The organism is Tahibacter sp. (genome assembly GCF_035481375.1).
Classification (GTDB): domain Bacteria; phylum Pseudomonadota; class Gammaproteobacteria; order Xanthomonadales; family Rhodanobacteraceae; genus Tahibacter.
This window is the reverse complement of sequence record NZ_DATIGT010000132.1, coordinates 1-15369: the sequence shown is the minus strand read 5'-3', so window position 1 is coordinate 15369 and position 15369 is coordinate 1. Positions and strand designations below refer to the sequence as shown.

11 protein-coding genes, 1 tRNA gene and 1 pseudogene are annotated in these 15369 nt (G+C 63.0%); all 13 read left to right on the top strand.

Features of this window, described 5'->3' with window-relative positions; translation table 11 throughout:
• Positions 1-109: pseudogene (locus VLF18_RS09060) on the top strand (elongation factor Tu); the annotation flags it as partial.
• 107 nt (positions 110-216) lie between these two features.
• Positions 217-292, top strand: a tRNA-Trp gene (locus VLF18_RS09055).
• A gap of 70 nt (positions 293-362) precedes the next feature.
• On the top strand, positions 363-743 hold the full coding sequence (secE, locus tag VLF18_RS09050; RefSeq protein WP_325279301.1) for a preprotein translocase subunit SecE: 381 nt from the start codon (positions 363-365) through the stop codon (positions 741-743).
• 11 nt (positions 744-754) lie between these two features.
• On the top strand, positions 755-1315 hold the full coding sequence (gene nusG, locus VLF18_RS09045) for a transcription termination/antitermination protein NusG (RefSeq protein ID WP_325279300.1): 561 nt from the start codon (positions 755-757) through the stop codon (positions 1313-1315).
• Positions 1316-1443: 128 nt separating this feature from the next.
• Positions 1444-1872, top strand: a complete 429-nt coding sequence (gene rplK / locus VLF18_RS09040) for a 50S ribosomal protein L11 (protein ID WP_255916829.1) — start codon at positions 1444-1446, stop codon at positions 1870-1872.
• Positions 1873-1876: 4 nt separating this feature from the next.
• Positions 1877-2578 (top strand): 50S ribosomal protein L1, encoded by a 702-nt coding sequence (rplA, locus tag VLF18_RS09035; protein WP_325279299.1) that lies wholly within the window; start codon positions 1877-1879, stop codon positions 2576-2578.
• Between the two features lie 341 nt (positions 2579-2919).
• Complete coding sequence (gene rplJ, locus VLF18_RS09030) at positions 2920-3444, top strand: 50S ribosomal protein L10 (RefSeq protein WP_325279298.1); 525 nt, start codon at positions 2920-2922, stop codon at positions 3442-3444.
• Between the two features lie 59 nt (positions 3445-3503).
• Positions 3504-3878 carry a 50S ribosomal protein L7/L12 gene (gene rplL, locus VLF18_RS09025; RefSeq protein ID WP_257386846.1) on the top strand — a complete coding sequence of 125 codons (375 nt, stop codon included), beginning with the start codon at positions 3504-3506 and terminating at the stop codon, positions 3876-3878.
• Between the two features lie 209 nt (positions 3879-4087).
• Positions 4088-8254, top strand: coding sequence for a DNA-directed RNA polymerase subunit beta (rpoB, locus tag VLF18_RS09020; protein ID WP_325279297.1), 4167 nt, complete (start codon positions 4088-4090; stop codon positions 8252-8254).
• A 25-nt stretch (positions 8255-8279) separates the two neighbouring features.
• A complete protein-coding gene (rpoC, locus tag VLF18_RS09015) occupies positions 8280-12488 on the top strand; it encodes a DNA-directed RNA polymerase subunit beta' (RefSeq protein ID WP_325279296.1) in 4209 nt (1402 codons plus the stop codon).
• 187 nt (positions 12489-12675) lie between these two features.
• On the top strand, positions 12676-13050 hold the full coding sequence (gene rpsL, locus VLF18_RS09010) for a 30S ribosomal protein S12 (RefSeq protein ID WP_313915336.1): 375 nt from the start codon (positions 12676-12678) through the stop codon (positions 13048-13050).
• An 18-nt stretch (positions 13051-13068) separates the two neighbouring features.
• Positions 13069-13536: a 30S ribosomal protein S7 gene (rpsG, locus tag VLF18_RS09005; RefSeq protein ID WP_325279295.1), complete on the top strand. Its 468-nt coding sequence runs from the start codon at positions 13069-13071 to the stop codon at positions 13534-13536.
• Between the two features lie 17 nt (positions 13537-13553).
• On the top strand, positions 13554-15369 hold a 1816-nt coding region (gene fusA / locus VLF18_RS09000), incomplete at its 3' end, for an elongation factor G (protein ID WP_325279294.1).

Here is a 15369-nt window from a genome sequence, read left to right as displayed (position 1 = left end):
GGTGGTGGAGCTGATTAACCCGGTGGCGATGGACGAAGGCCTGCGTTTCGCGATTCGCGAAGGCGGCCGTACCGTCGGCGCCGGCGTCGTCGCCAAGATCTTCGCCTGAAAAAGAAACGCGCCCCGCATGACTTGAAATCGTGCGGGACGGCCGGAACTGGCAGTGGCGGCGCGAGCCGCCATCGCCGTTTCGGCAGTAACAGGGTTTTACGCGGTACGCCAGTAGCTCAATTGGCAGAGCAGCGGTCTCCAAAACCGCAGGTTGGGGGTTCGAGTCCCTCCTGGCGTGCCATTGATTGCAGGTCCGGCGCGAGCACGAGGCGCAATTGCGCCACCGCAAAGGCCGCTTCGGCAGCAGGGACATGAACGCGAAAGTCGAACAAGCTTCCGGCACCAGTGCCGCCGATATCGCCAAGCTCGCGCTGGCCGCTCTGATTCTCGTGGGCGGTATCGCGGGCTTCTACTATTTCGCCGACGCGATGCAGGTGCTGCGCGTGCTCGGCCTGCTCGCCGCGTTCGTTGCAGCCGTGTTCGTCGGCAGCCAGACCGCTCTGGGCCGCTCCACGCGCTTCTTCCTCCGGGAATCGAGCATCGAGTTGCGCAAGGTCGTCTGGCCGACGCGCGAGGAAACCCTTCGTACGACCGGCGTGATCATCGTCGTCGTCATCATCATCAGTCTGATCCTCGGCTTGATCGACCTGCTGCTCAAGGTCGTCGTCATGGATTGGCTGCTCAAGCTGTAAGGCGGTTCGTCATGGCCAAACGTTGGTATGTCGTTCATGCCTATTCCGGGTTCGAACATCAGGTTGCGAAAGCGCTGCGCGATCGCGTCGTGCGCAACGGCATGGAAGACAGGTTCGGCGACATCCTCGTTCCGACCGAGGAAGTGATCGAAATGCGCGGCGGCCAGAAGCGCCGCAGCGAGCGCAAGTTCTTCCCGGGCTACGTGCTCGTCCAGATCGAGACCGACACCGAGAACAAGGCGCCGAAGATCGACGACGAATCCTGGCATCTCGTCAAGGAAACCTCGAAGGTCATGGGTTTCATCGGCGGTACCGCCGACCGGCCTCTGCCGATCAAGGATTCCGAAGCCGACGCGATCCTGCGCCGCGTGCAGGAAGGCGTCGAGAAGCCCAAGCCCAAGGTGCTGTTCGAGCCGGGCGAAATGGTGCGCGTGACCGAAGGTCCGTTCAACGATTTCAACGGCGTCGTCGAAGAAGTCAACTACGAAAAGAGCCGCCTGCGTGTCGCCGTGTTGATCTTTGGCCGTTCTACGCCGGTCGAACTCGAATTCGGTCAGGTCGAGAAAGCCTGATCGCCGTCGCTAGCGCAGCGCCTTGACGGCAGCGCGCCGCGTCGAAACGTGAAACGTGTCGCCAGGGCACGTGAAATCCCTGGTGCGATGGGGAGCCTGAGGTCCAGGCGCTATACCCGGAGAAGAAAATGGCAAAGAAAGTAGTCGGCTATATCAAGCTGCAGGTGAAGGCCGGTCAGGCCAATCCCTCGCCGCCGGTCGGTCCCGCGCTCGGTCAGCGCGGCCTCAACATCATGGAATTCTGCAAGGCCTTCAATGCGGCCACGCAGAAGCTGGAGCCGGGCCTGCCGATTCCGGTCGTGATCACGGCGTACTCCGACCGTTCGTTCACGTTCATTACGAAGACCCCGCCGGCTTCGATTCTTCTGAAGAAGGCCGCCGGCATCCAGTCGGGCTCCAAGCGTCCGAATACCGAAAAGGTCGGCAAGGTCACCCGCAAGCAGCTCGAAGAGATTGCGACGACCAAGATGCCGGATCTCACCGCCGCTGACCTCGAAGCCGCCGTGCGTACGATCGCCGGCAGCGCGCGCAGCATGGGCCTGAACACGGAGATCTAAGGCAATGGCACTGAGCAAGCGTTTCAAAGCAATGCAGGGCCTGGTCGAGCCGGGCAAGGCGTATCCGGTCGAAGCCGCGCTGAAGATCCTCAAGGACAACGCGAAGGCCAAGTTCGTCGAATCCGTGGACGTCGCCGTGCGTCTGGGCATCGATGCGAAGAAGTCGGACCAGGGCGTCCGCGGTTCGAGCCTGCTGCCGCACGGCACCGGCAAGACGATCCGCGTTGCGGTGTTCTGCCCGCCGGGCGAAAAGGCTGAAGCGGCCAAGGCCGCCGGCGCCGACGCCGTCGGCATGGACGATCTCGCCGAAAAGATGCAGGCCGGCGAACTGAACTTCGGCCGCGTGATCGCGACGCCGGACGCGATGCGCGTCGTCGGCAAGCTCGGTCAGCTGCTCGGCCCGCGCGGCCTGATGCCGAATCCGAAGGACGGCTCGGTCACCGCCGACGTCGCCACCGCGGTCAAGAATGCGAAGGCGGGTCAGGTCAAGTTCCGCAACGACAAGGCCGGCATCATCCACGCGACGATCGGCAAGGCGAACTTCGAACCCGGCGCGCTCAAGGACAACCTGACCGCGCTGCTGTCGGACCTGCTGAAGGCCAAGCCGGCCGCCGCCAAGGGTCAGTACCTGCAGAAGATCTCGCTGTCGACGACCATGGGCCTCGGCGTCATCGTCGACCAGTCGACGCTCGGTCTGAAGCAGTAATTCGCAAACGCGGCGCAGGCCGCACCCCGGTGCATCGCGCGCCGGACAAATTTTGAGGGCTCCCGGCCATGACGGCCGGGCGCCGTCAAAGACCGCAGGCGATCGTAGCGGCTCGCCCGGGAGAGCAGGGAAGCGCAGTACTGCGATGGAAGCTCCCGGTCGTGACGCGTAGGTCTTAAAACCGCAAGCCTGCGCAGATGGTGTCGCCCGTAACAGGTTTTCCTGGAACGGCCACCAAAACGGTATCGCGAGATACCAGCGGATCGACAAGGAAGAAAGGTCCGTTTCGCTGATGGATGCGTGCGCACAGGAGTGCGCGGCGATCCGGTTCGGAGAACGCAATGGCGCTCAATCTTGCGCAAAAGAAAGAGGTCGTTGCCGAACTGGCGAATGTGGCTTCCTCGGCTTATTCCCTGGTCGCCGCCGAGTACGCGGGTCTTACCGTCGGGCAGCTCACCGAGCTGCGCAGAAAGGCACGTCAGAGCGGTGTGTTTCTTAAAGTTGCCAAGAACACGCTGGTCTCGCGCGCAGTGGAAGGTACCGATTACGAGTGCGTCAAGGACTCGCTGGTCGGCCCTCTGCTGTACGCCTTCTCGAAGGAAGATCCCGGTGCTGCCGGCCGTCTGATCAAGGATTTCGCCAAGGGCGCGGACAAGCTGAAACCCGTTGTAGTCGCCATGGGCGGCAAGGCATACCCGGGCTCGCACGTTGACGTGCTCGCCTCGCTGCCGACCCGCGAACAGGCGCTCAGCATGTTCCTCAGCGTGCTCGTCCAGCCTGCCACCATGCTCGTCCGCCTGCTGTCGGAACCCGCGTCGCAGATCGCGCGCGTTACCAAGGCAGCCGGTGAGAAGCAGGCGGCCTGAGCCACACGCCAGCCGGTCACGAAATTCAAACCTTAGCCGTTATTTCCAGGAGTTAAAACATGTCTCTCTCCAACGAGCAGATCATCGAAGCAATCGCCGGCAAGACCCTCATCGAAGTGATGGAGCTGGTCAAGGCGATGGAAGAAAAGTTCGGCGTCTCCGCCGCTGCCCCGGTCGCTGCTGCGGCTCCGGCCGCTGCTGCTGCCGCCCCGGTCGAAGAAAAGACCGAGTTCACCGTCGTCCTGAAGGCCGCGGGCGAGAAGAAGGTCGAAGTGATCAAGGCTGTCCGCGCGATCACCGGCCTGGGCCTGAAGGAAGCCAAGGACCTCGTCGAGTCCGCTCCGTCGACCGTCAAGGACGCCGTGAGCAAGGACGACTCGGCCAAGTTCAAGAAGGAACTGGAAGCTGCCGGCGCTACCGTCGAGATCAAGTAAGCGACGCGTTGCGTCGCCTGCTAGTCCAGGCAAGTCGAAAGCCTGGGGGCGAGAGCTCCCGGGCTTTCACTGTTGTTCGTTGTACTGCGGCTATCGGCAAGCCGTGACGTGACGAAAGTTCGTGCGACACCGTTTGCCGATACCCGTTTTCCCTTCCACGCCGCTGTTTCCGCAGCGGCGGTTTTGACGACCCGAGGCGGTACCCGACCATGACCTACTCGTTCACCCAGAAGAAGCGTATCCGCAAGGATTTCGGCAAGCGCCCCGTCGTGCTTGACGTGCCTTTCCTGCTCGCCATCCAGGTGGATTCCTACCGGGAATTCCTCCAGCTCGACGCCGGCGGTGTCACCGCACGCGAAGACAAAGGCCTGCACGCGGCGCTCAAGTCGGTGTTCCCTATCACGAGCTATTCCGGCAATGCCGCCCTCGAATACGTCAGCTACCGCCTCGGCGAACCGCCGTTTGACGAACGCGAGTGCCGCCAGCGCGGCATGAGCTACGGCGCGCCGCTGCGCGTGACCGTGCGCCTCGTCATCTATGATCGCGAGAGCCCGGCCAACAACAAGGCGATCAAGTACGTCAAGGAGCAGGAAGTCTACATGGGCGAACTTCCGCTCATGACCGACACCGGCACCTTCATCGTCAACGGCACCGAGCGCGTCATCGTCTCGCAGCTGCATCGTTCGCCGGGCGTGTTCTTCGATCACGACCGCGGCAAGACGCACAGCTCGGGCAAGCTGCTGTTCTCCGCGCGCGTCATCCCGTACCGCGGTTCCTGGCTCGACTTCGAGTTCGATCCGAAGGACTGCCTGTTCACGCGTATCGACCGCCGCCGCAAGCTGCCGGTCACGGTGCTGCTGCGCGCGCTCGGCTACACCAATGCCGAGATGCTCGACCTGTTCTTCGAGAAAAACGTGTTCACGCTCGGCAAGCAGGGCGGCGCGGAACTCGAACTCGTCGCCGAGCGTCTGCGCGGCGAAACGCTGAACTTCGACCTGCGCGCCGGCGAGCGCGTCGTCGTCGAGGCCGGCAAGCGCATCACCGCGCGCCACGTTCGCGAACTGCAGAAAGAAAACATCAGCTCGCTCGAAGTGCCGGACGATTACCTGCTCGGCCGCATCCTCGCGCATGACGTCATCGACACCAAGACCGGCGAGCTGCTCGCGCTGGCGAACGAGGAACTCAACGAGACGCTGCTCGAGAAGTTCCGCAAGGGCGGCGTCGAGAAGATCGCGACGCTCTGGGTCAACGACCTCGACCGCGGTCCGTACATCTCCTCGACGCTGCGCATCGACTCGACCAAGACGCCGCTCGAGGCGCTGGTCGAGATCTATCGCATGATGCGCCCGGGCGAGCCGCCGACGAAGGAAGCCGCGCAGAACCTGTTCTTCAATCTGTTCTTCACGTTCGAGCGCTACGACCTCGATCGCGTCGGCCGCATGAAGTTCAACCGTCGCGTCGGCCGCAAGGACGACAACGGCCCGGGCATCCTGTACGACCACAAGTACCTGGCCGAGCGCAACGACGAGAATTCGAAGTCGCTGGTCAAGGAACTCGGCCAGACCTCGGACATCCTCGACGTCATCCGCACGCTCTGCGAAATCCGCAACGGCCGCGGCGTCGTCGACGACATCGACCATCTCGGCAACCGTCGCGTGCGTTCGGTCGGCGAAATGGCCGAGAACGTGTTCCGCATCGGCCTCGTGCGTGTCGAGCGCGCCGTGAAGGAGCGCCTGTCGCTGGCCGAGTCCGAAGGCCTGACGCCGCAGGAACTCATCAACGCCAAGCCGGTTGCGGCCGCGATCAAGGAATTCTTCGGTTCGTCGCAGCTGTCGCAGTTCATGGACCAGAACAACCCGCTGTCGGAAGTCACGCACAAGCGTCGCGTGTCGGCCCTCGGTCCGGGCGGCCTGACGCGCGAACGCGCGGGCTTCGAAGTCCGCGACGTGCATCCGACCCATTACGGCCGCGTCTGCACGATCGAAACGCCGGAAGGCCCGAACATCGGCCTGATCAATTCGCTCGCCGTCTATGCGCGCACGAACGACTACGGCTTCCTCGAGACGCCGTACCGCCGCGTGGTCGACGGCAAGGTCACCGACGAGGTCGACTACCTGTCGGCGATCGGCGAAGGCGAATTCGTCATCGCGCAGGCCAACTCGCCGCTGACCGAGCAGCGCCGCTTCGTCGACGAGTACGTCGCCTGCCGCTACCGCGGCGAATCGGAACTGCGTCTGGCCAGCGACGTGCATTACATGGACGTCTCGCCGATGCAGACCGTGTCGGTCGCTGCGGCGCTGGTACCGTTCCTCGAGCACGACGACGCGAACCGCGCGCTGATGGGCGCGAACATGCAGCGTCAGGCCGTGCCGACACTGCGCGCGGAGAAACCGTTGGTCGGCACCGGCATCGAGCGCGCCGTCGCGCGCGACTCGGGTGTGCTCGTGCTTGCCAAGCGCGGCGGCGTCATCGATCAGGTCGATGCCGGCCGTATCGTCGTGCGTGCGCATGAGTCGGAAGTCGGCGACAACGACGCTGGCGTGGACATCTACACGCTGACGAAGTACACGCGTTCGAACCAGAACACCTGCATGAACCAGCGTCCGCTCGTGAGGGTCGGCGACATCGTCGCGACCGGCGATGCGTTGGCCGACGGTCCGTCGACCGACATCGGCGAACTTGCGCTCGGCCAGAACATGCTGATCGCGTTCATGCCGTGGAACGGCTACAACTTCGAAGACTCGATCCTGATCTCCGAGCGCGTCGTCGAGGAAGACCGCTACACGACGATCCACATCGAAGAGCTGACCTGCGTCGCCCGCGACACCAAGCTCGGGCCGGAAGAAATCACGGCCGACATTCCGAACGTCGGCGAGCAGGCGTTGTCGCGTCTGGACGAATCCGGCGTCGTCTACATCGGCGCCGAAGTGAAGGCCGGCGACATCCTCGTCGGCAAGGTCACGCCGAAGGGCGAGTCGCAGCTGACGCCGGAAGAAAAGCTGCTGCGCGCGATCTTCGGCGAGAAGGCGTCCGACGTGAAGGACAGCTCGCTGCGCGTGCCGCCGGGCATGGACGGCACCGTCATCGACGTGCAGGTCTTCACGCGTGACGGCATCGAGAAGGACAAGCGCGCGCGCCAGATCGAGGAAATGGAAGTCAAGCGCGTCAAGAAGGACTTCGACGACCAGTTCCGCATTCTCGAAGGCGCGATCTACGCGCGTCTGCGCGCGGCGCTCATCGGCAAGGTCGCCAACCACGGCCCGAACAACCTGAAGAAGGGCGCCGAGATCACCAACGAGTATCTCGACGAGCTGAAGAAGGACGAGTGGTTCAAGCTCAGCGTCAAGGACGACGACGCTGCCGAGTTCCTCGAACGCGCCGCCGAGCAGATCCGTCGCCATCGCGAAGAGTTCGACCGTCGCTTCAAGGAGAAGCAGGCCAAGATCACGCAGGGCGACGACCTCGCGCCGGGCGTGCTCAAGATGGTCAAGGTCTATCTGGCCGTGAAGCGCCGCATCCAGCCGGGCGACAAGATGGCCGGTCGTCACGGCAACAAGGGCGTGGTCTCGATGATCGTTCCGGTCGAGGACATGCCGTTCACGGCTGACGGTCGTCCGATCGACATCGTGCTGAACCCGCTGGGCGTGCCGTCGCGTATGAACATCGGTCAGGTGCTCGAAGTCCATCTGGGCTGGGCCGCCAAGGGCCTCGGCCACAAGATCGAAGCCATGCTCGCGGCGAACGAGAAGGCCGGCGAACTGCGCAAGTTCATCGGTCAGATCTACAACCACGACAAGGACAGCTACGGCAAGGATCGCGTCGAGCTCGACCAGTTCAACGACGACGAACTCAAGGTGCTCGCGAAGAACCTGAGCAAGGGCGTGCCGATGGCGACGCCGGTGTTCGACGGCGCGTTCGAGGAAGAGATCAAGCACATGCTGAAGCTGGCCGGTCTGCCCGAATCGGGCCAGACCATGCTGATCGACGGCCGCACCGGCGAACAGTTCGATCGCGCGGTCACGGTCGGCTACATGCACATGCTGAAGCTCAACCATCTCGTCGACGACAAGATGCACGCGCGTTCGACCGGTCCGTATTCGCTCGTCACGCAGCAGCCGCTCGGCGGCAAGGCGCAGTTCGGCGGCCAGCGCTTCGGCGAAATGGAAGTCTGGGCGCTCGAAGCCTACGGCGCGGCGTACACGCTGCAGGAAATGCTGACGGTCAAGTCCGACGACGTCCCCGGCCGCAACCAGATGTACAAGAACATCGTCGACGGCAACCACGAAATGGTCGCCGGCATGCCGGAATCCTTCAATGTGCTCGTGAAGGAAATCCGCTCGCTCGGTATCAACATCGAGCTTGAAGAGACGAAGTAAGCGGCCGGATTGAGGAGATTACGAAATGAAAGACTTGCTCAACCTGTTCAACCAGCAGCGGCAGACGCTGGACTTCGACTCGATCCGCATCGGCCTCGCGTCGCCGGACCTCATCCGCTCCTGGTCCTTCGGCGAGGTCAAGAAGCCGGAGACGATCAACTACCGCACGTTCAAACCCGAGCGTGACGGTCTGTTCTGCGCGGCGATCTTCGGCCCGATCAAGGACTATGAGTGCCTCTGCGGCAAGTACAAGCGCATGAAGCACCGCGGCGTCGTCTGCGAAAAGTGCGGCACCGAAGTCACGCTGGCCAAGGTGCGCCGTGAGCGCATGGGCCACATCGAGCTCGCATCGCCGACCGCGCACATCTGGTTCCTGAAGTCGCTGCCGTCGCGCATCGGTCTCATGCTCGACATGACGCTGCGCGACATCGAGCGCATTCTGTACTTCGAAGCCTATGTGGTGGTCGAGCCGGGTCTGACCGCGCTCGAGCGCGGCCAGCTGCTGACCGAAGAACAATACCTGCAGGCCGTCGAAGAGCACGGTGACGAGTTCGACGCGCGCATGGGCGCCGAGGCCGTCTACGAGCTGCTCAAGGCGATCGATCTCAACCAGGAACTGATCAAGCTGCGCGAGGAAATCGCGAGCACGAACTCCGAGACCAAGCTCAAGCGCCTGTCCAAGCGCATCAAGCTCGTCGAGAGCTTCCTGGAGTCGGGCAACCGTCCGGAATGGATGGTCATGACCGTGCTGCCCGTGCTGCCGCCGGATCTGCGTCCGCTCGTGCCGCTCGACGGCGGCCGCTTCGCGACGTCCGACCTCAACGACCTGTATCGCCGCGTCATCAATCGCAACAACCGCCTGAAGCGCCTGCTCGAACTCAATGCGCCCGACATCATCGTGCGCAACGAGAAGCGCATGCTGCAGGAATCGGTCGACGCGCTGATGCACAACGGCCGCCGCGGCCGCGCGATCACCGGCACCAACAAGCGCCCGCTCAAGTCGCTCGCCGACATGATCAAGGGCAAGCAGGGCCGTTTCCGCCAGAACCTGCTCGGCAAGCGCGTCGACTACTCCGGCCGTTCGGTCATCGTGGTCGGTCCGACGCTGCGCCTGCACCAGTGCGGTCTGCCGAAGAAGATGGCGCTCGAGCTGTTCAAGCCGTTCATCTTCTCCAAGCTGCAGCGCCGGGGCCTCGCCACGACGATCAAGGCGGCGAAGAAGCTCGTCGAGCGCGAAGAAGCCCAGGTGTGGGACATCCTCGAAGAGGTGATCCGCGAACATCCGGTCATGCTGAACCGCGCACCGACGCTGCACCGTCTCGGCATCCAGGCGTTCGAGCCCGTGCTGATCGAAGGCAAGGCGATCCAGCTGCATCCGCTGGTCTGTACCGCGTTCAACGCCGACTTCGACGGCGACCAGATGGCCGTGCACGTGCCGCTGTCGCTCGAAGCGCAGCTCGAGGCGCGCGCGCTGATGATGTCGACGAACAACATCCTGTCCCCGGCCAACGGTGATCCGATCATCGTGCCGACGCAGGACGTCGTTCTCGGCCTGTACTACATGACGCGCGAACTCGTGAACGTGAAGGGCGAGGGCATGATCTTCGCCAACGTCGCCGAAGTGCATCGCGCCTATCAGAATCGTGCCGTCGAACTGCATGCGAAGGTCAAGGTTCGCCTGAAGCTGACCGATCGCGACGACCGCACCGGCGAATTCGTCGAGCGCACGAACATCGTCGACACGACCGTCGGCCGCGCGCTGCTGCACGAAATCATTCCGACCGGCCTGCCGTTCGCGCTCGTCAACACCGAGCTCACGAAGAAGAACATCTCGCGACTGATCAACGCGTGCTATCGCCGTCTCGGCCTGAAGGACACCGTCGTCTTCGCCGACCAGCTGATGTACACGGGTTTCCACTACGCGACGCGCGCCGGCATTTCGATCGGCATCGACGACATGCGGATCCCGAAAGAGAAGAAGGCGATTCTCGAGGTCGCCGAAAAGGAAGTCGTCGAGATCCAGGAGCAGTTCCAGTCGGGTCTCGTCACCGCGGGCGAACGCTACAACAAGGTGGTCGACATCTGGTCGCGTACGAACGAGCAGGTGGCGCAGGCGATGATGCGCGGCATCGGCACCGAAAAGGTGCTCAACGCCAAGGGCGAGTCGGTCGAACAGAAGTCGATGAACTCGATCTACATCATGGCCGACTCGGGCGCCCGCGGTAGCGCGGCGCAGATCCGCCAGCTCGCCGGTATGCGCGGCCTCATGGCCAAGCCGGACGGCTCGATCATCGAGACGCCGATCAAGGCGAACTTCCGCGAAGGTCTCGACGTCCTCCAGTACTTCATCTCGACCCACGGCGCGCGTAAGGGCCTTGCCGATACGGCGCTGAAGACCGCGAACTCGGGTTACCTGACGCGTCGTCTCGTCGACGTTGCGCAGGACATGGTCGTCACCAGCAACGATTGCGAGACGTACGAAGGTCTGACCATGACCGCGATCGTCGAAGGCGGCGACGTCGTCGAACCGCTGCGCGATCGCGTGCTCGGTCGCGTCGTGGCCGAAGACGTCTACGCGCCGGGCAACGACGATCAGCCGATCGTCACGCGCAACACGCTGCTCGACGAGTTCCTCGTCGATCGCATGGACCAGGCCGGCGTGCAGTCGATCAAGGTACGTTCGCCGATCACCTGCGAAACGCGCTTCGGCGTCTGCGCGAAATGTTACGGCCGCGATCTTGCGCGCGGTCATCTGGTCAACCAGGGCGAAGCCGTGGGCGTCATCGCGGCACAGTCGATCGGTGAGCCGGGTACGCAGCTGACCATGCGTACGTTCCATATCGGCGGTGCCGCGTCGCGAGCCGCGGCCGTCGACAACGTGCAGGTCAAGACGACCGGCGCGCTGCGCTTCAACAACCTCAAGACCGTGCAGCACTCGCAGGGTCATCTCGTTGCCGTGTCGCGCTCGGGCGAAGTCTCCGTGCTCGACACGCACGGCCGCGAACGCGAACGCTACAAGGTGCCCTACGGCGCAACGATCTCGGTCAAGGACGGCGCTCCGGTCAAGGCCGGCCAGGTCGTCGCGAACTGGGATCCGCATACCCATCCGATCGTGTCGGAAGTCGCCGGCGTGCTGCGCTTCATCGACTTCATCGACGGCGTGACGGTGCAGGCGCAGACCGACGAACTGACCGGTCTCGAAAGCGCCGTCGTGACCGATCCGAAGCGTCGCGGCACGCAGGCCAAGGATCTGCGTCCGACGGTCCGCATCGAAGACAAGAAGGGCAAGGAACTGAAGCTGCCCGGCACCGACATTCCAGCTCAGTACTACCTGCCGGCCGGTGCGATCGTGTCGCTGCAGGACGGCGTGGAAGTCGGCGTCGGCGACGTGGTCGCGCGTATCCCGCAGGAAACGTCGAAGACCCGCGACATCACCGGTGGTCTGCCGCGCGTTGCCGACCTGTTCGAAGCGCGCAAGCCGAAGGAACCGGCGATCCTCGCCGAGCGTTCGGGCATCGTCAGCTTCGGCAAGGACACCAAGGGCAAGCAGCGCCTGATCATCAAGGACGTCGACGGCAACGAGCACGAGGAACTGATCCCCAAGTGGCGTCACGTCATCGTGTTCGAAGGCGAGCACGTGGAGAAGGGTGAGACCGTCGTCGACGGCGAACCCAATCCGCACGACATCCTGCGCCTTCTCGGTGTCGAGCCGCTTGCGGCCTACCTCGTCAAGGAAATCCAGGACGTCTATCGCCTGCAGGGCGTGCGCATCAACGACAAGCACATCGAAACGATCATTCGTCAGATGTTGCGCAAGGTCGAGATCACGGTTTCGGGCGACACGCGATTCCTTCGCGGCGAGCAGGTCGACCGCATCCGCATGATCGAGGAAAACCGTCGTGCGGATGCGCGTGGCGAACTGCCGGCGCAATTCGATCCGGTGCTGCTCGGCATCACCAAGGCTTCGCTCGCGACCGAGTCGTTCATCTCGGCGGCATCGTTCCAGGAAACGACGCGCGTCCTTACTGAAGCGGCCGTTCGTGGCACGCGCGATACCTTGCGTGGCCTGAAGGAGAATGTTATCGTCGGCCGTCTCATCCCGGCCGGTACTGGCTTGGCCTATCACGCCACACGTCGCCGCCTCGCGGCCGGTGGCCTGTCGGATTCGGACATCGAAACCCTTCGCGGTGGTGTAACCGAATTCGTGGCCGATTCCGCCGACGACAACGGCTGAGTACCCAGCGCTCTCGCAGCGCTAAAAACGACATCGAAATGAGGCGCAGGACGTGCCTCGTGTTCGAATACACGGAAGTGAAGACCAGGGCGTCGTGTTGACGCCCTTGTCAACCGCTTGTTAAACTCTTGCGTCTTGGCAGGTCGATTTGTTTCGGCCTGTCTTTTGTTTCTTAAGGCATCCACGAATGGCGACTATCAACCAGCTGGTGCGTAAACCGCGTAGCCCGAAGACCTATAAGAGCGCCTCGCCGGCACTCCAGAGCTGCCCGCAGCGCCGCGGCGTCTGCACCCGCGTTTATACGACCACCCCGAAGAAGCCGAACTCGGCGCTGCGCAAGGTGGCCAAGGTTCGTCTGACCAACAGCTACGAAGTCATCAGCTACATCGGCGGCGAAGGTCATAACCTGCAGGAACACTCGGTGGTCCTGATCCGTGGTGGTCGTGTCAAAGACCTGCCCGGCGTGCGTTATCACACCGTTCGCGGTTCGCTCGATGCCGCCGGCGTCGCCAAGCGTCGCCAGGGTCGTTCGAAGTACGGCGCCAAGCGCCCGAAGTCCTGATTAGAGAAGGCTTGAATCATGTCGCGTAAAGGTTCCGCCCCCACCCGTGTGCTGCTGTCCGATCCGAAGCACAACAGCCAGCTGATCGCCCGCTTCATCAACATGGTGATGAAGAGCGGCAAGAAGTCGGTTGCCGAAGGCATCGTCTACGGAGCGCTCGATCATATCGGCCAGAAGAACGCTGATTCGCTGTCGCTGGTCGAGAAGGCGCTCAACAACGTCGCCCCGGCTGTCGAAGTGAAGTCGCGCCGCGTCGGTGGTGCGACCTATCAGGTGCCCGTTGAAGTTCGTTCGGCTCGCCGCACCGCGCTGGCTATGCGCTGGGTCATCGACGCCGCGCGCAAGCGCAGCGAGAACTCGATGCCGCGCAAGCTCGCTGCCGAGCTGCTGGAAGCTGCCGAGAACCGCGGTTCCGCGGTCAAGAAGCGCGAAGAAACGCATCGTATGGCGGAAGCCAACAAGGCGTTCTCGCACTACCGCTGGTAAGAGTTGAGGGAACGACTGTGGCCCGTACTACCCCCATCGAGCGTTATCGCAACTTCGGCATCATGGCTCACATCGATGCCGGCAAGACGACGACGACCGAACGCATTCTTTTTTATACCGGCGTAAACCACAAGATCGGCGAAGTGCACGAAGGTGCCGCGACGATGGACTGGATGGAGCAGGAGCAGGAGCGCGGCATCACGATCACGTCGGCCGCGACGACCTGTTTCTGGAAGGGCATGGACATGTCTTTCCCCGAGCATCGCTTCAACATCATCGACACCCCGGGACACGTCGACTTCACGATCGAAGTCGAGCGCTCGCTGCGTGTGCTCGACGGCGCCGTGTTCGTGCTCTGCGCGGTCGGCGGCGTGCAGCCGCAGTCGGAAACGGTTTGGCGTCAGGCCAACAAGTACGGCGTGCCGCGTCTCGCGTTCGTCAATAAGATGGACCGTACCGGCGCCGATTTCGGCAAGGTCGTTTCGCAGCTCAAGGCTCGCCTCGGTGCCAATCCGGTTCCGATGCAGGTGCCGATCGGTGCCGAAGAAAACTTCGAAGGCGTGATCGACCTCATTAAGATGAAGGCGATCTACTGGGACGTCGAGGCGCAGGGCACGAAGTTCGAGTACCGCGACATTCCGGCGCATCTCGTCAAGGAATGCGAAGCGGCGCGCAGCTTCATGGTCGAAGCTGCTGCCGAAACGTCCGAAGATCTCATGAACAAGTACCTCGAAGAGGGCGAGCTCTCGGAAGAGGAAATCATGCAGGGTATTCGTGCCGGCACGCTGGCGACGAGTCTGATTCCGGTGTTCTGCGGCACGGCGTTCAAGAACAAGGGCGTGCAGGCGATGCTGGATGCGGTCATCCGCTATCTGCCGGCGCCGTCGGATCGTCCGCCGGTCAAGGGCATCGACGAGAACGAGAAGGAGGCCACCCGCGCTGCGGGCGACAGCGAGCCGTTCTCGGCACTCGCGTTCAAGATCATGACCGATCCGTTCGTCGGTTCGCTTTCGTTCTTCCGTGTGTATTCGGGCACGCTGAACTCAGGCGACACCGTGTTCAACCCGGTCAAGAGCAAGAAAGAGCGCGTCGGACGCATCCTGCAGATGCATGCGAACCAGCGCGACGAAATCAAGGAAGTCCGCGCCGGCGACATCGCCGCGGCGGTCGGCCTGAAGGACGTCACGACGGGCGATACGCTGTGCGCGCCGAACGACGTCATCACGCTGGAACGCATGGTCTTTCCGGAGCCCGTCATTGCGATGGCGGTCGAGCCGAAGACCAAGTCTGACCAGGAAAAGATGGGTCTCGCGCTGTCGCGTCTCGCGCAGGAAGATCCGTCGCTGCGCGTGCGCAGCGACGAGGAATCCGGTCAGACCATCATCGCCGGCATGGGCGAGTTGCATCTGGAAATCATCGTTGACCGCATGAAGCGCGAGTTCAACGTCGAAGCCAACGTCGGCAAGCCGCAGGTCGCGTACCGCGAAACCATCCGTAAGATGGTCAAGCAGGACGGCAAGTTCGTGCGCCAGTCGGGTGGTAAGGGTCAGTACGGCCACGTCGTCCTCGAGATCGAACCGCAGGAACGCGGTGCCGGTTACGTGTTCGAGAACGCGACGGTCGGCGGTTCGGTACCGAAGGAATATGTCCCGGCGGTCGACAAGGGTATTCGCGAAGCGATGCAGAACGGCATCCTCGCGGGCTTCCCGATCGTCGACGTGAAGGTTCGTCTGATCGACGGTTCGTACCACGAAGTCGACTCGAACGAAATGGCGTTCAAGATCGCAGGCTCGATGGGCTTCAAGGAAGGCTTCCAGAAAGCCAATCCGGTGC